Genomic DNA, 16,313 nt, shown 5'->3' on the forward strand with positions numbered 1-16,313 from the left:
ATAGACACATGAAAAAAATCATATTCCCCATATTACTATTTTTCTTTTCGCTAAATATTTTAGCTCAGCAAAATAGAGAGAAAATAAAAACGCTTAAAATCTCATTTATTACAGAAAAATTAGATTTAACTGAGCAAGAAGCTCAGAAATTCTGGCCAATTTATAACAACTACTATAATGTCACTTCTAAAATAAGGCATGAAGATATTAGAAGTATCCGCCATGAAATTAGAAGAAATATTAATACATTAACAGATAAAAGAGCCAAAGATTTAATTACTAAATTAAATAAAGCTGAAAGTACACTCCATGAACAGCGTATGGAGTTGTCTACTAAATTGTTAAAAATCATACCTCCGAAAAAAGTAATTTTATTAAAAATGGCAGAAGATGATTTTAAAAGAAAAATGTTAGAACGTTTTAAAAACAAAGGGTATCAAAAAAGAGGTGGAAAATAAAAAAGCTATCTAAAAAATTAAAGTTGCCGTCATTGCGAATAAAGTGAGGCAATTTTTTGCCGGTTTTCAGTGTTTTACAGATTGCTTCATGCCTCGCAATGACACTGAATTTAGACTTTTTAGAGAATCTCTTCTATTCTCTAAAAGTTAATTTAGATATTCTTCCTGCGCCTGCTGCATAAGCAATCGAGTCATTTAAAAATCGAATAGTATAGAACCCTTCATCACTTAAATGTTTCCACGAATTCCCAGAATCGTTACTATAATCAATCCCTTTAAACCCAATAGCAACTAGCTCCTTCCCTGCTCTATTTGGGATATATTGTACACAACTTCTATAGCCTGGGTTTTCATTTTGAGCAACCAACTCCCAAGTTTTACCGCCATCAACTGTTTTTATTTTATTGGCCGAATTATCATTTGGTTTTGTATAATCGCCACCAATAGCAAAACCGTTAAGGGCATCATAAAAATCAACAGAATACATGCCTGTTGTTTCTAAACCTTGAACTATGGGGGTATTATAAACCTCCCAAGTTTTTCCTTTATCGGGTGAATATAAAATCCTACTTGATTTTCCTCCTGTAGCAACCCAAGTATTATCCCCAACGATAGCAATATTAGTATCACTGGCAGCAAAAGCGGCTTCCCCTTCTTTTGCTTTTGGTAAAGAATCACATGATAATTTGTTCCATGTTTGTCCGCCGTCCCGTGTAATGATGATACTCATACAATTATCAGTAGGATCTCCAATGGCAATGCCTTCTTTGGCATTCCAAAAATCTATAGAATCGTAAAAAGCTTTAGGATGATCTTCTCGATATACAATGGTATCTTTTCCCATATCTAGTTTAAACAATAAAGCAGGAGAACCTATACTTAAGCCATATCCATGCTTACTGTTTCCAGCTAAAGCCCTAAAATTAGGCGTAACCGAATCACTCTTAACCTTAACAGGATACGTTACACTTCTTTCAGCGTTTTCACTTTCGTCCATTGATACAGCTCCCATGTTTCCATTAGAATCTAAAAAAGCAAAAAAGTTTGTGTTTTCAATTATTTCTAAAGCTCTTACATTTAATAGCGAGTCTTTTATAATCGTTTTTATTTCAACACTATTAATTTTTCGAGACTCAAATAAATGACTCTTTTTAAACCCTAAAAAGACAATCATTGCTATTAATAATACAGATACTTTTTTCATGTGTTTATATCTATTGTTTTTTATTTGTCACGTAACATAATAATCATAGTTCTTGGGTATCGAACTTTTAGCTATGCATGTTTCATAAAATTTAAATTTCTATAAAAATAAAAAAGCTTCATGAAGAATCACGAAACTTTACAATAAAATAATTATCAATCAAATATTTGTATTTAATACCAGTTCTTTATGTACAACACATATCGAGATAAGAAACGGCATAAACCCGTAAAGCCTTATGGAATATTTCTTGAAGTCATCGCGATAAGAGTTTTTTAATAAGTTTCTTTCTTCAAAATCTCTATATGCCGTTTTAAACGATCTACATCAATTTCTAAAGTGCCATTATAGACACCTCGTATAGCCCCTTGTTTATCTATTAAAATAAAATTTTCGGTGTGTATAAAATCACTTTCATCTTGTGTTTTTATAAAATCTTCATCAGCAAAATAACCCGTTCTTGCAATATTATAAAGTGCATCTTTATCGCCCGTTACTAAATGCCACTTTACAACATTTATATGATTCTTTGTAGCATAGTCTTTTAAAACCGGAATCGAATCTTTCCAAGGCATGACCGTATGTGAGAGTAACATAATATCCTTATCATTTTTGTACGCCTCCTGAAGATTACCCATATTTTTGGTAAGTTTTGGACAAATGCCAGGACAGCTAGTAAAAAAGAAATCGGCTATATAAATCTTGTTCCTATAAGTTTTATTAGTAACAGTCTCTCCATTTTGATTTGTAAAAGAAAACGCTGGAATTTTATGCGTTGCTTTACCCCATTCGGGAGTAAAGTCTGCACTGTTAAAATAGGGTAATCGTACTACCTCATTACTATCCGCATGTTTATCTTTACAGGATATCATAATAAAAGCTAATACTACTAAAATAGAATACCTCATTTAACTTCGTCGCTATTTGTTGTCACTGTATAACATTTTTTCAAACCTATTAATCCAAATCTATCCCCATTAACTACTTCGTAATTTGCTTTCATAGTACCGTCAGATTTCCAAAGGCGTTGACGACCAACTTCTTTTCCATTTAAATAGTTAAAATCTTTATACAATTGCTTGGTTTTATACCATTCTTTAACAATACCATGATATTGGCCCTTTTCATTAAAATGATATTCAAACTTAAGAATGGTATCATTCCACCAAGCTTTATGAATTCCAGATTTATATCCCTTTGTATAATAACGTTCTATTGAATTTGAGCCATTTTTAAACCAATGTTTTTCGTAACCTTCTTTTCTACCGTCCACATATTCAATATCAGATTTTAAATTTTTGTCAATATAATACGTTTGCAAATTCCCAGTAAATGGTGCTTTTTTATATAATAAAACACCATTATCAAGCTTTAAATTAGAGTCTGATGCTTCAATAATCCCCATTGAGTTTATGGTATCGCAGGCATACAAAGCTCCAACCAAAAAAATTATACACCCTAATTTACTTAACACCTAATTTGAAATATTTCCTGGGGTTCCAAAATAACCATTCCCGTTAATATATGGGTCTTGACTTGTAACGTGGTAATGATAGATACCATCAGGGAAATCTGCAGTAGCTGATGTATGCCCATGATAGATATCTAAATCATCATTAGTAATCGTTTCCCCATCTTCAAGGGGGCCATAGACAGGAAATCCATCAGCTAAAAGCCCTAAAAAGGCATCTTCTCCAAACTGCTGTGTCAAATAGGTAGGTTCAATATGATAATGATATTGTCCTGTACGTTGCGGGTGTCCCAACCATTGGTCAAATGAATCAATCTCATTTGTTAATGGCTGATCTGGTCCGGCGTACTGATTAAAAAATACCACACCATTTCTTGAAATACCTATGGGGCCTAAACCTGTTGCTTGCTTATTTGAAGCCTCCGCTGGATTTAGCGACATTGTAAAGACTATATTTTGCTCGCTAATTTCATTTGGGTTTTGATTCCAACTTGAATTTGTACCATTATAAGCTTCATATAATGGGTTATTTGTTGGCCAATATGGACTTGTGTGATTGGGCAAATCTTGTGTTGTAAATGTCACAGAGTTTCCATTTACAGCATAAGACAACCCAGTACCTTCAAATTTTGAAAGAATAGCACTTATATCATAATCTGTATCGGCTGGTTCTTCTTCTGCCATGATAGTCGAATCATCTCCATTGGAACATGCTATAAAAATAATAGTAACTAATAAAGGTAGAATTAATAGGCTTTTTAAATTTTTCATAAGTTTCAATTTTATTTTAGACTCGTATTAATAATATAAGGTTTAATTAATCAGCTCAAATAATACCGCGTTAAGGTATATGCTTAATTTTACTCTTAATCTTTAGTTAGGCAATCTATAAAGACGACCTTTATCTAATATACTCTCTCCATTATGTTCTTTATACGACGAATAAATAATTATAATATTCATGATAAGCAACACTATTGTAAAAAATGAAATACTAATGATTAAGGCCCTTCTTTTAATTTTCATTGATTTATTTTGAGATTTACCTTTTTAGATGCGTTTCTTTTTAAAACCTTGCGTAATATTTTATTTTTTTTCAAAAAAAAGACTCTCATTGCCTGAGAGTCTTATAAGTTCATACATCATTAATGTTTCGGTGGCGGTGGTCTATGTTCGCCATTACCATTTCTTAAAGGAGGTCTTTGTTCTTTTTTACCTCTCTTATGAAGTGCGTCATTAATGATTTTTTTTAACTTTTCTTTTTGTTTATCATTACACAATTCTTGAATATCTTTAAAATGATAAAAAACTTCCATATCCTTTTCTTTTTCTTTTTCGCCAATTAAAGTCGTTATAGAATCTATGGAGTTCTCATTTAATGAAACATCAGATATCCTATTAAACAAAGCATCTTTTAATTGTTTAATATTTCTACTAATACGCCTCATTTTATGATGATGCTCTCTGTTAACCCTTTCAAATTCCAACATTTGATCTCCATCAAAGTTTAATTCTTTAACAATAAAATCAGCAGGACCATTAGACCTATTTCTGTTTTCTATTTTATCAGAACTCCCTAAATAATTAAATAGAAAAAAACCATTAACTACTATTAAAAATACTAACAATATGTATAAGAGTAAGTTTTTTTTCATAATGCTTTATTTAATTAAACAATGATGTATCCAAACCCGAAGACAGTCCATATGTTTCTGTAAACTCATTAATATTATTATCATATTCGTTAGAATTTAGCTGCACAAACGCTAACACATTCAAAACAATAACACAGACTAAAGCTGCCAATTGTAACCTAGGAGAAAACCAAGACCAGATTAATGGCTCTTCTCCTTTTTCAACAAACAACTTCTGCATGGTTCTATCCTTAAAAAAAGGAGATATTTTTACGGCTTCGGTACCATCCATAGCATTTAAAGTATCGTCAACCTTATTCTTTATGTTTTTATTTATTTCCATGTTATATATTGTTAGATGCAATAATTTATAAAAGCTTGCGTTAGTTTTGATTTTTATAAAAACGCTCTAATAATCCTTGTAAATTTTTCTTCGCTCTAAACATTAAAGATTCTACCGAAGACACACTTTTATTAATAATTTCTCCTATTTCTTTGTTACTCATCCCATCTATCTTACTAAGTGTAAATACGGTTCTTTGCACCTCCGACAATTGATTTATGGCAAGAAACAATGTTTCACTTTTTTCCTTATTTTCTAAAATAATCCCTGGATGGTTCATCTCAGTAAAGTATTTGCTTTTATCCATAGGCATATCGTTACCCATTATAGACTGCAAAAAGGCAAAGCGTTTTTTAGTATTCTTTTTTCTTATAAACTCTAAACATTTATTGGTTGCAATACGATAGATCCAAGTTGATAGTTTAGAATAGCCTTTAAATTTACCAATCGAATTAAAAACCTCAACAAAAACATCCTGAGCAATATCTTCGGCATCTTCTTTATTGGGCACAAATGATATACAGGTAGCAAATACTTTATCCTGAAAATCATCAATTAGCTTACTGTAAGCATATTGTTTTCCAGCATTTAGATCATTAATAAAATTTTGCTCTGTCAAGTGTGTCTTTTAATACGTGCAAATTAGGAAATTAATTGCTGAATTAAACGTAACTTTGCAGCCTTAATAATTTAAAATTGTTCTATTTTAGTTTAGCCTTCATAACTGCTTACTGAATACTGAACACTGAGAACTGAAAAATGCGATTACATAGAAACCTTTGCTTTTCTGTTATAGACGGACTGACCCTAATTTTTAATGAAGGCAAATATGCCGATAAAGTCATTCAACAACTATTAAAACGAGATAAACGTTGGGGGGCTAGAGATAGAGCCTTTGTTGCTGAAACCACTTACGACATAGTACGTTGGAAACGCTTGTATGCCGAAATTGCTGAAGTAAAAGAACCTTTTGACAGAGATAACTTATGGCGGATGTTTGCTGTTTGGGCAACATTAAAAGGTATAAAATTACCCGATTGGAAGTATTTTGAAGGGACTCCATCCCGTAAAATAAAAGGGCGTTTTGATGAGCTTTCTAAAATTAGAAAATTTAAAGAGTCTATCCCTGATTGGATGGATGCTATTGGTGAAAAGGAGTTAGGAAATACGGTTTGGACCAAAGAAATTGAAGCTTTAAACCAACAAGCCGATGTTATACTAAGGGTAAATACGCTTAAAACTACCAAAGAGAAATTACAAGCTGAGTTATTTGATTTAAACATAGAAACAGAATTCATTCCAAATTATCCCAGTGCTTTAAAACTTAAAGAACGTACCAACGTATTTAGCACCGACGCTTTTAAAAAAGGATTTTTTGAAGTTCAAGATGCTTCATCGCAATTAGTGGCGGAGTTTTTAAATGTAAAACCTGGAATGCGTGTCGTTGATACTTGTGCCGGTGCAGGTGGAAAAACACTTCACATGGCTTCTTTGATGGAAAACAAAGGTCAGGTTATTGCTATGGACATTTATGGTAATAAATTAAACGAATTAAAGCGTCGTGCAAAACGAAATGGAGCTCATAATATTGAAAATCGTGTTATTGAATCTACTAAAGTGATTAAAAAACTTTATGATAAAGCTGATCGTGTATTAATTGATGCTCCCTGCTCTGGGCTTGGGGTATTACGTCGCAATCCGGATGCTAAATGGAAATTACAACCAGATTTCATTAAAAAAATAAAGAAAACACAACAAGACATTTTACAGCAATATTCCAGAATGGTAAAAGCTGGTGGTCAATTAGTATATGCTACGTGTTCTGTATTACCATCTGAAAATCAAGAACAAGTAAAAACCTTCTTAAAATCTGAAGCTGGTGCTAATTTCACACTTATTAAAGATAATAAAGTATTGGCCCATAAATCTGGGTTTGATGGATTTTACATGGCGCTTTTGGAGAGGAAGGGTTAATAACTTTTCGTTTATAATTCTGAATCTATTTTCAGAATCTTCTATTTTTATGGTCTTATACTGAAAAAACCCAACATCAAAATGACATATAAGAACATCGTGTTTATTGGCAAAAGCTTAGACGGTTTTATTGCTGGAAAAAATGGCGAATTGGATTGGCTAGATATGATTCCAAACCCAGAACAAAATGGTATGGGCTATTATGACTTAATGGAAGAAATAGATGCGATTGTAATGGGGAAAACAACATTCGAATCAGTTCTTAGTTTTGATATTGATTGGCCCTATAAAAAACATGTATTTGTCTTAAGTTATTCTTTGAGCAAAATCCCTGAAACACTTAAAGAAAAAGTAACCTTACTAAAAGGCAATGAAAAAAATATTTTAAACCTCATTCACAACAAAGGGTTTAACAATTTATATATTGATGGAGGAAAAACAGTTCAAAATTTTCTTAAAGCCGATTTAATTGATGAACTTAGAATTTCAACCATTCCAATTGTATTGGGAGATGGTATTCCATTATTTGATATACTCCCAAAATCACTAGTGTTTGATCATGTTAAAACAGAAGTGTTTTTAGATCAGATTGTTCAAAGTCATTATCAACGAAAAAAATAAAGTTTTCCATAAGTCTTTACTATTTTTAAATAGAAGTAGTTTAAACTTTTTATAATGAACAATGATTTAAAAATACATCTTTCAAGCATTCTTAAAGAATCTATTACTAGAGTCTCCCCTCTTCATGGTGGTGATATTTCAAATGCTTATCGAATTGAAACTTCAAATAATTCTTATTTTTTAAAATTAAATGAGGCTATAAATGCCGCAAAGATATTTCAAGCTGAAGTATACGGACTTCAATTGATTGGAGAAACAAATACCATAAAAACACCTAGAGTTCTAGCTTCTGACACCTTTCAAAATAGTGCTTTTCTCTTAATGGAGTTTATTGAAAATAAATCGCCTTCGTCTAATGATTTTAAAAACTTAGGGCATCAACTAGCTCAACTACATAAATACACATCTGAAAAATTTGGTTTAGATCAAGATAATTTTATTGGTAGTTTACCCCAAAGTAATAAACCAAATAAAACTTGGATAGATTTTTATACGACTGAACGCTTATTACCGCAACTGGAATTAGCCAAACAAAAACACTTGCTTTCTAAAATGGAGTGTCCATCTGTACAAAAAATCAAAGATGTCCTAAAATCTTTATTTAAAGACATAAAACCAGCTTTATTACATGGTGATTTATGGAGTGGTAATTATATCATTTCTAAAAATGACGTGCCATATCTCATAGATCCTGCTGCTCATTACGGGCATCATGAAGTTGATATTGCCATGACTAAATTGTTTGGTGGTTTTAATGAATTCTTTTATGATGCATATGACTCCAATTTTACAAGAGACAAGAATACTTCTAATAGAATAGAAATCTATCAATTGTATTACCTTTTAGTTCATTTAAATTTATTTGGTAGGTCTTATTATGGTTCTGTGTCTACTATCTTGAAAAAGTATTTTTGAATTCCTGCGCAGGCAGGAATCTATTTTTGTGTTTTCAGTTTCAATTTATAAGATTCCTGCCTGCGCAGGAATGAAAAAACGTACAAAAAGTATTACCTTTGAGTATAAAAGTCCCAAATATTGAACAACATACCTGCTTATAAAACCGAATTACTCAAATCTAAAACACGAAAAATTCAATATTTATTTGAAAGTAAGGGGTACAAATCAATAATTAAAGCCATTGAATACACTCCAGTTGCCAAAAGAGATGGAAAAGTAGTCTATAATTTAGGATTTGGGGACTATAATGAAGAAAATGGCAACATTTTCGATAATTCAAATAGTAATAATGGAGATATGAGAAAAGTATTCAGTACCGTTCTAAATACAATTCCTAAGTTCTTTAATGAAAATGAAAATGCAGCTATTTGGGTTCAAGGTAGTGATAGTGCAGATGATTTTAAGCAACTTTGTGAAGTTGCTTGTAAAAAGAACTGTGAAGATCTTTGTAAAAATTTTAACAGAAGGATTAAAACGTACAGATACTATATAAATAGAAATTTCACTGAATTAAGTAAAGAGTATCTATTTTTTGGGTTAACAAATGAAAAAAAAGCCACTATAACACAGTATACACCTGAAAATGAATATATTGGACTTTTGGTTTTTAAGAAAAATTGATCTAAATTTGTATAGTAAATAAATTTATGAAACGAAAAAAGCAAATATTAAAAGCAACAAAAGTACTTTCAATGTCAAAAGCGACAAAAGAGAGGATATCTAGTATTGCCAAAGATATTAAAGGTAAAGAACTGTTCCCTGAAAAAATAGAATTAGCAAAAAAAACATTAAGCAAGATTAAATCACTACCAATTTAAAATAGTTGCTTACAACATATAGAGAGATACGCAAACCAAATGGTTTGCTTTTTTTATGAAACCATGCGATTTCTTATGTTTAAAACCTCGTGAATAACTCTCAATTTTCCTCGTTACATTTTTACAAGAAATTCGATTAAAAAGAAGTAAATTTGCACTTTCTTTAAACACACACAAATCAAGACATAATGATTCATTTCTTTGGAAACGTAACCAGCAAAGTATTTGCTGTTCAAACAACAAAAGAATTATCAACTGAAACCACTTCAAAATTAGTGTGGTTATTTGGCAACCAACCAAAAATAGAACAAGCATCTCTCGATGCTTTTTTTGTTGGTCCACGTGCAGCCATGATTACTCCCTGGAGTACAAATGCTGTAGAAATCACTCAAAATATGGGTGTTTCTGATATTATTAGAATTGAAGAATTTGAAGCTGTTTCTAAAGATTTCAAAGCATTCGATCCTATGATTTCGGAGAAATTCAATGGATTAAATCAAAATTCTTTTACTATAGATATTCAACCAGAACCTATTCTTGATATTGAAAATATTGCTGCGTATAACAAACAAGAAGGTTTATCGCTAAGTGATGAAGAAGTCATTTATCTTGAAGGTGTTTCTAAAAAAATAGGGAGACCATTAACCGACTCTGAAGTTTTTGGTTTTTCTCAAGTGAATTCTGAGCACTGCCGCCATAAAATCTTTAATGGAACATTTGTTATTGATGGTGAAGAAAAACCAACATCACTTTTCAAATTAATTAAAGAAACATCCAAACAACACCCTAACGATATTGTTTCTGCTTATAAAGATAACGTGGCTTTTATAAAAGGCCCAAAAGTGGAACAGTTTGCACCTAAACGTGCTGATATTCCCGATTATTATACCACAGAAGATTTCAATTCTGTGATTTCACTTAAAGCGGAAACTCATAATTTTCCAACAACTGTAGAACCTTTTAACGGAGCTGCTACTGGTTCTGGTGGTGAGATACGCGATAGATTAGCAGGTGGAAAAGGCTCTATTCCTTTGGCGGGAACTGCGGTTTATATGACCTCATATTCGCGATTAGAAAAAAACAGACCTTGGGAAAAAGGTGTTGAAGAACGCGATTGGTTATATCAAACACCCATGGATATTTTAATAAAAGCCTCCAATGGTGCTTCAGACTTTGGAAACAAGTTTGGGCAACCACTTATTTGTGGCTCTGTTTTAACTTTTGAGCATGAAGAAGAAGCCAGAAAAATAGGTTTTGACAAAGTAATCATGCAAGCCGGTGGTATTGGTTATGGCAAAAACGAACAAGCATTAAAAGATACACCGCAAACTGGTGATAAAATAGTTATTCTTGGTGGTGAAAATTATCGCATAGGTATGGGGGGAGCTGCTGTATCTAGTGCCGATACTGGAGAATTTGCTTCTGGTATCGAATTAAATGCTGTACAGCGTTCTAATCCAGAAATGCAGAAACGAGCTGCAAATGCCGTTCGAGGTATGGTAGAAAGCGAAGAAAACTTTATTGTTTCTATTCACGATCATGGTGCTGGAGGGCATTTAAACTGCTTATCTGAACTCGTTGAAGATACAGGTGGAAAAATAGATTTAGACGCTTTACCTGTTGGTGATCCAACACTTTCCGATAAAGAAATTATTGGTAACGAATCTCAAGAACGTATGGGATTGGTTATTGGAGAACAACATTTGGAAACGCTTCATAAAATTGCAGACCGAGAGCGCTCACCAATGTACACTGTTGGGGATGTAACTGGCGATGATAGATTTACATTTCAATCTAAAACCAAAGGTAACAAACCTATGGATTTAGCCATGGAAGACATGTTTGGCAGTTCTCCGAAAACAATAATGATCGATAAAACTATAGACAGGAAATATAGTGATGTCAATTATAGTTCTGATAATTTTTACGATTACCTAGACCAGGTTTTACAACTAGAAGCTGTTGCCTGTAAAGACTGGTTAACAAATAAAGTAGATAGATGTGTTGGCGGAAAAGTTGCAAAACAACAATGTGCTGGTCCATTACAATTGCCTTTAAATAATGTTGGGGTCATGGCTTTGGATTATAAAGGGAAAGAAGGTATTGCAACCTCTATTGGTCACTCCCCTATTTCTGGGTTGATCAATCCAGTTGCAGGAAGTAGAAATTCTATTACCGAAGCTTTAACCAATATTATTTGGGCACCTCTAAAAGATGGATTACAATCAGTTTCATTATCTGCAAACTGGATGTGGCCGTGTAAAAATGAAGGCGAAGATGCTCGTTTGTATGAAGCGGTAAAAGCTGTTTCAGAGTTTGCTATCGATTTAGGAATCAATGTCCCAACAGGAAAAGATTCTTTATCGATGAAACAAAAATATCCAAATGAAGAAGTGATTTCTCCAGGGACTGTTATTATTTCTGCAGGGGCAAATTGCAACGATATTTCCAAAGTAGTAGAACCCGTTTTCAACAAGAATAGTGGAGACATATATTATATCAATATATCCCAAGACAATTTTAAATTGGGAGGTAGTTCATTTGCGCAAATAGTCAATAAAATAGGTAATGAAACCCCTAATGTAAAAGATGCTGGATATGTTAAAAATGTATTCAATACCATTCAGAATTTAATAAGAGATAAAAAAATTGTAGCTGGGCATGATGTGGCTTCTGGTGGTTTAATTACGACGCTTTTAGAATTGTGTTTTGCCGATGTAAATCTTGGAGCCGAATTAGATCTATCTAGTTTAAACGAAAAAGATGCGTTCAAATTATTGTTTTCTGAAAACTCAGGCATTGTTATTCAGGCGAAAGACCATTCAATTGAATCTATTTTAAACGATGCCAATATTGAATTTCATAACATAGGAAAAGTTACGGAGAGTGATACTTTGAGTGTTATTAATAATACGGAAGTATTTACCATGACTGTTTCAAGATTACGAGATGTTTGGTATAAAACATCTTTCTTACTAGATCAAAAACAAACGGCAAACAACTTAGCAGAAGACCGGTTTAATAATTATAAAAACCAGCCTTTACAATATACATTTCCTAAACATTTTACAGGGAAGCTCCCCTTCCCCTTTGGGGAAGGTCGGGATGGGGCTCCAAAAGCGGCTATCCTTCGTGAAAAAGGCAGTAATTCTGAACGTGAAATGGCAAATGCTATGTATTTAGCTGGTTTTGATGTAAAAGATGTACACATGACCGATTTAATTTCTGGTCGAGAAACTTTAGAAGACATTCAGTTTTTAGGGGCTGTTGGCGGTTTTAGTAACTCTGATGTATTAGGATCTGCAAAAGGCTGGGCTGGTGCTATTAAATATAATGAAAAGGCAAATAAAGCCATTAAAAATTTCTTTGATAGAGAAGATACATTATCAGTTGGTATTTGCAATGGGTGTCAATTGTTTATGGAGCTTGAAGAGATAAACCCAGAACATGACATCCATGGAAAGATGCACCATAATGATTCTCACAAACATGAGAGTTCTTTTACTTCTGTAAAAATTCAAGAAAACAACTCAGTGATGCTTTCAACATTAGCAGGGAGTACTTTAGGCGTTTGGATTTCTCATGGTGAAGGAAAGTTCAATTTACCATATACTGAAGACCAATATCATATTGTTGCTAAATATGGCTATGAAGGGTATCCGCATAATCCAAATGGATCTGATTTTAACACGGCTATGATGTCTGACAAAACGGGAAGACATTTAGTAACGATGCCACATATAGAGCGTTCTACATTCCAATGGAATTGGGCTAACTATCCTGATGGAAGACAAGATGAAGTATCTCCTTGGTTAGAGGCTTTCGTTAATGCCAGAAAGTGGATTGAAAATAATCAATAAAACTAAAAAACAAAGAGGTCTACAATTTTATAGACCTCTTTGTAATTTTAAAAATATTATAGGGTTGCCTTAATAGCAGCCTGTGCTGAAACTAATCTCGCAATCGGTACTCTATATGGTGAACAACTCACATAGTCCATACCTGTTTTATAGAAAAACTCAATGGAGCTTGGATCGCCTCCATGTTCACCACAAATACCAACTTTTAAGTTGGGTTTAGTAGCACGTCCTCTCTCTGTTCCTGTCTTGACTAGCTGTCCAACGCCCTCTTGATCTAAAACTTCAAAAGGATCTACTTTTAAGATACCTTTTTCAATATAAATTGGTAAAAATTTACCAGCATCATCACGAGAATATCCAAAGGCCATTTGCGTTAAATCATTCGTTCCAAAGGAGAAGAAATCAGCCTTTTCTGCAATCAAATCTGCCATTAATGCTGCTCTAGGGACTTCAATCATCGTACCTACTAAATACTCAACCGTATTCTTCCGTTCTTCAAAAATAGCATTCGCTGTAGATCTAATAATATGCTCCTGAACTTCAAACTCTTTAACCGTTCCTACTAATGGAATCATGATTTCAGGCTTGCAAATAATACCGCGCTCTTTTAGATTAAGTGCCGCTTCAATAATTGCTCGTGTTTGCATTTCAGTAATTTCCGGATATGTATTACCCAATCGACATCCTCTATGTCCTAACATAGGATTAAATTCTTCTAATTCCGCTACCTTATTTTTAACAGCCATTAAAGAAATATGCATGTCTTCTGCAAGTTCTTTTTGGGTTGCCAATTGATGTGGTACGAATTCATGCAATGGTGGATCTAATAATCTAATAGTTACCGAAAGTCCTTCCATAGCTTCAAATATACCTTCAAAATCAGCACGCTGCATTGGCAACAGCTCTTCTAAAGCTTGTTTTCTACCTTTTACAGTATCAGCTAGAATCATTTCTCGCATGACTTTAATTCTGTCAAGCTCGAAGAACATATGTTCAGTTCTTGTTAAACCAATACCTTGAGCTCCAAAACTACGAGCTACTTTAGCATCTTTTGGACTATCAGCATTTGTTCTAACTTTAATGACTCCATATTTATCGGCTAGTTTCATAACTTCAGCAAACTCACCACTCAATTCAGGTTCCATAGTTGCTACTTTTCCTTCAATAATATTACCTGTAGAACCGTTTAGTGAAATCCAATCGCCCTCATGATACTCATGGTCTCCAATAGTAAGTGTTCTCTTTTTATAGTTAATTTTTAAGGCGCCCGCTCCAGAAATACAACATTTACCCATACCTCTGGCAACTACCGCTGCATGAGAGGTCATACCACCTCGGGCTGTTAAAATACCTTTAGCAATATTCATACCTTCTAAATCTTCAGGAGACGTTTCTATTCGCACCAAAATACTGCTTTTATATTTCTTTGCTTCATCTGCAAAAAAGACAATTTTACCAGTAGCTGCTCCGGGAGATGCTGGGAGTCCTTGAGCAATCACATGAGCTCTTTTAAGTGCATTTGGATCGAAAATTGGATGTAATAATTCATCCAGCTTATTTGGTTCTATTAACAGCAAGGCTTCTTTTTCATTAATCATGCCTTCTTTTAATAAATCCATAGCTATTTTTACCATAGCTGCACCAGTACGTTTTCCATTTCTTGTTTGAAGAATCCAGAGCTTTCCATCTTGAATGGTAAACTCCATATCTTGCATATCGCGATAATGCATTTCCAGAATATCCTGATAGGTATTTAACTCATTAAAAATAGACGGCATTAATTCTTCCAATGAAGGATAATTTTCTTCTCTATCTGTTTCTTCAATTTTAGCTAATTCTGCCCAACGTTGTGATCCAAGTTTTGTGATCTGCAGTGGTGTTCTAACACCAGCAACGACATCTTCCCCTTGCGCATTAATTAAATATTCACCATTAAACACATTTTCTCCTGTTCCTGCATCACGTGTAAAACAGACACCTGTTCCAGAATTATCTCCCATATTTCCATAAACCATGGCTTGTACGTTTACAGCTGTTCCCCAATCTGCAGGATAACCGTTCATATTTCTGTAATAAACGGCTCTATCACCATTCCAGCTATTAAATACAGCTATTATTGCTCCCCAAAGTTGATCCCATGGATCAGTAGGGAAATCATGACCAGTTCTCTTTTTAACCGCATCTTTAAAGTCGTAAACAAGATCTTGTAAATCTTGAATCGTAAATTCAGTATCTAATTGAATGCCTCTTTTTTCTTTAAGATGTTCCATAATCTCTTCAAAAGGATCTATATCTTCTTTTGAAGCTGATTTCATGCCTAAAACAACACCTCCATACATTTGAATAAAACGACGGTAAGAATCCCAGGCAAATTGCTCATTATTTGTTTTTTTTGCTAACCCAAGTACAACCTCATCGTTCATACCTAAATTAAGAACAGTATCCATCATCCCTGGCATAGATACTCGAGCTCCAGAGCGTACAGATACTAACAGAGGGTTATCTTTATCTCCAAAAACGGTTCCCATTTGAGTTTCAATATTAGCTATAGAAGCTTCTACTTCATCCTTAATTAATTCCACAACGGCTTCTTGCCCTAATAAATTATACTCTGTACAAACTTCTGTAGTAATAGTAAACCCCGGCGGAACTGGTATTCCTATCGAGCTCATTTCTGCTAAATTTGCTCCTTTACCTCCCAAGAGGTTTTTCATTTTACTATTTCCATCGGCGGTTTTGTTTCCAAATTTGAAAACCCGAGTCTTTACACTTTCAAGTATTTCCATAATAATAATTGTTTAATTTCTCGTTATAAAAAAGTCTACTAAAAGTAACTATTTAAAGAAAAAAATATCATGATAAAAATCATATTATAAGCATCTTACGCTCAAAAAGAGGTAAATATTCTACTTATAAAATCCTTTTTATCAAAATGAATTTCAAAAATACAGGGTTTACCTTTTCAACTTGAAA

Annotated in this window: 15 protein-coding genes; 7 read left to right on the forward strand and 8 right to left on the reverse strand. The window is 33.3% G+C overall.

The window, feature by feature from the left end; genetic code table 11:
• The first annotated feature begins 8 nt into the window (after nt 1–8).
• Nucleotides 9–458 carry a sensor of ECF-type sigma factor gene (locus Q4Q47_RS02390; protein WP_303305056.1) on the forward strand — a complete coding sequence of 150 codons (450 nt, stop codon included), beginning with the start codon at nt 9–11 and terminating at the stop codon, nt 456–458.
• A gap of 133 nt (nt 459–591) precedes the next feature.
• Here Q4Q47_RS02390 and Q4Q47_RS02395 read toward each other — a convergent pair whose 3' ends face one another.
• The 7 genes from Q4Q47_RS02395 to Q4Q47_RS02425 all read right to left on the reverse strand — a co-directional run bounded on the left by Q4Q47_RS02395 (nt 592) and on the right by Q4Q47_RS02425 (nt 5,729).
• The gene (locus Q4Q47_RS02395; RefSeq protein WP_303305057.1) at nt 592–1,662 is read right to left on the reverse strand and encodes a WD40/YVTN/BNR-like repeat-containing protein; all 1,071 of its coding nucleotides are present in this window, start codon (nt 1,660–1,662) and stop codon (nt 592–594) included.
• A gap of 275 nt (nt 1,663–1,937) precedes the next feature.
• Nucleotides 1,938–2,570: an SCO family protein gene (locus tag Q4Q47_RS02400; RefSeq protein ID WP_303305058.1), complete on the reverse strand. Its 633-nt coding sequence runs from the start codon at nt 2,568–2,570 to the stop codon at nt 1,938–1,940.
• Entirely contained in the window at nt 2,567–3,067 is a 501-nt protein-coding gene (locus Q4Q47_RS02405; RefSeq protein ID WP_303305059.1) for a toxin-antitoxin system YwqK family antitoxin, read from the reverse strand. Before Q4Q47_RS02405 ends, Q4Q47_RS02400 begins: the two co-directional genes overlap by 4 nt.
• Nucleotides 3,068–3,136: 69 nt before the next feature.
• On the reverse strand, nt 3,137–3,904 hold the full coding sequence (locus Q4Q47_RS02410) for a YHYH protein (protein ID WP_303305060.1): 768 nt from the start codon (nt 3,902–3,904) through the stop codon (nt 3,137–3,139).
• A 374-nt stretch (nt 3,905–4,278) separates the two neighbouring features.
• Entirely contained in the window at nt 4,279–4,788 is a 510-nt protein-coding gene (locus tag Q4Q47_RS02415) for a hypothetical protein (protein ID WP_303305061.1), read from the reverse strand.
• Nucleotides 4,789–4,798: 10 nt separating this feature from the next.
• The gene (locus Q4Q47_RS02420; RefSeq protein WP_303305062.1) at nt 4,799–5,110 is read right to left on the reverse strand and encodes a hypothetical protein; all 312 of its coding nucleotides are present in this window, start codon (nt 5,108–5,110) and stop codon (nt 4,799–4,801) included.
• 40 nt (nt 5,111–5,150) lie between these two features.
• Nucleotides 5,151–5,729 (reverse strand): RNA polymerase sigma factor, encoded by a 579-nt coding sequence (locus Q4Q47_RS02425; RefSeq protein ID WP_303305063.1) that lies wholly within the window; start codon nt 5,727–5,729, stop codon nt 5,151–5,153.
• A 140-nt stretch (nt 5,730–5,869) separates the two neighbouring features.
• On the opposite strand from Q4Q47_RS02425, the gene Q4Q47_RS02430 reads away from it, so the two are divergent.
• The 6 genes from Q4Q47_RS02430 (at nt 5,870) to purL (ending at nt 13,340) form a co-directional block, all read left to right on the forward strand.
• Entirely contained in the window at nt 5,870–7,084 is a 1,215-nt protein-coding gene (locus Q4Q47_RS02430) for an RsmB/NOP family class I SAM-dependent RNA methyltransferase (RefSeq protein ID WP_303305064.1), read from the forward strand.
• An 81-nt stretch (nt 7,085–7,165) separates the two neighbouring features.
• Nucleotides 7,166–7,705: a dihydrofolate reductase family protein gene (locus Q4Q47_RS02435; protein ID WP_303305065.1), complete on the forward strand. Its 540-nt coding sequence runs from the start codon at nt 7,166–7,168 to the stop codon at nt 7,703–7,705.
• Nucleotides 7,706–7,759: 54 nt separating this feature from the next.
• Complete coding sequence (locus tag Q4Q47_RS02440) at nt 7,760–8,620, forward strand: fructosamine kinase family protein (protein WP_303305066.1); 861 nt, start codon at nt 7,760–7,762, stop codon at nt 8,618–8,620.
• Between the two features lie 120 nt (nt 8,621–8,740).
• On the forward strand, nt 8,741–9,283 hold the full coding sequence (locus Q4Q47_RS02445; protein WP_303305067.1) for a DUF6934 family protein: 543 nt from the start codon (nt 8,741–8,743) through the stop codon (nt 9,281–9,283).
• A gap of 26 nt (nt 9,284–9,309) precedes the next feature.
• A complete protein-coding gene (locus Q4Q47_RS02450) occupies nt 9,310–9,480 on the forward strand; it encodes a hypothetical protein (protein ID WP_303305068.1) in 171 nt (56 codons plus the stop codon).
• Between the two features lie 188 nt (nt 9,481–9,668).
• Nucleotides 9,669–13,340 (forward strand): phosphoribosylformylglycinamidine synthase, encoded by a 3,672-nt coding sequence (gene purL, locus Q4Q47_RS02455; protein WP_303305069.1) that lies wholly within the window; start codon nt 9,669–9,671, stop codon nt 13,338–13,340.
• A gap of 56 nt (nt 13,341–13,396) precedes the next feature.
• Here the strand turns inward: purL and ppdK are convergent, their stop codons facing one another.
• The gene (gene ppdK, locus Q4Q47_RS02460; protein ID WP_303305070.1) at nt 13,397–16,126 is read right to left on the reverse strand and encodes a pyruvate, phosphate dikinase; all 2,730 of its coding nucleotides are present in this window, start codon (nt 16,124–16,126) and stop codon (nt 13,397–13,399) included.
• Nucleotides 16,127–16,313 lie beyond the last annotated feature (187 nt).

Origin of the sequence: Flavivirga spongiicola (assembly GCF_030540825.1) — a bacterium.
In the GTDB taxonomy this organism is placed as follows: Bacteria; Bacteroidota; Bacteroidia; order Flavobacteriales; family Flavobacteriaceae; genus Flavivirga; species Flavivirga spongiicola.

What these genes read in the sequence shown, in the direction of transcription:
- Q4Q47_RS02440 (WP_303305066.1), top strand. Translation starts at nt 7,760, where the DNA reads ATGAACAATGATTTAAAAATACATCTTTCAAGCATTCTTAAAGAATCT.
- Q4Q47_RS02410 (WP_303305060.1), bottom strand. Translation starts at nt 3,904, where the DNA reads ATGAAAAATTTAAAAAGCCTATTAATTCTACCTTTATTAGTTACTATT.
- purL (WP_303305069.1), top strand. Translation starts at nt 9,669, where the DNA reads ATGATTCATTTCTTTGGAAACGTAACCAGCAAAGTATTTGCTGTTCAA.
- ppdK (WP_303305070.1), bottom strand. Translation starts at nt 16,126, where the DNA reads ATGGAAATACTTGAAAGTGTAAAGACTCGGGTTTTCAAATTTGGAAAC.
- Q4Q47_RS02400 (WP_303305058.1), bottom strand. Translation starts at nt 2,570, where the DNA reads ATGAGGTATTCTATTTTAGTAGTATTAGCTTTTATTATGATATCCTGT.
- Q4Q47_RS02390 (WP_303305056.1), top strand. Translation starts at nt 9, where the DNA reads ATGAAAAAAATCATATTCCCCATATTACTATTTTTCTTTTCGCTAAAT.
- Q4Q47_RS02420 (WP_303305062.1), bottom strand. Translation starts at nt 5,110, where the DNA reads ATGGAAATAAATAAAAACATAAAGAATAAGGTTGACGATACTTTAAAT.
- Q4Q47_RS02450 (WP_303305068.1), top strand. Translation starts at nt 9,310, where the DNA reads ATGAAACGAAAAAAGCAAATATTAAAAGCAACAAAAGTACTTTCAATG.
- Q4Q47_RS02430 (WP_303305064.1), top strand. Translation starts at nt 5,870, where the DNA reads ATGCGATTACATAGAAACCTTTGCTTTTCTGTTATAGACGGACTGACC.
- Q4Q47_RS02415 (WP_303305061.1), bottom strand. Translation starts at nt 4,788, where the DNA reads ATGAAAAAAAACTTACTCTTATACATATTGTTAGTATTTTTAATAGTA.
- Q4Q47_RS02395 (WP_303305057.1), bottom strand. Translation starts at nt 1,662, where the DNA reads ATGAAAAAAGTATCTGTATTATTAATAGCAATGATTGTCTTTTTAGGG.
- Q4Q47_RS02405 (WP_303305059.1), bottom strand. Translation starts at nt 3,067, where the DNA reads ATGGGGATTATTGAAGCATCAGACTCTAATTTAAAGCTTGATAATGGT.
- Q4Q47_RS02435 (WP_303305065.1), top strand. Translation starts at nt 7,166, where the DNA reads ATGACATATAAGAACATCGTGTTTATTGGCAAAAGCTTAGACGGTTTT.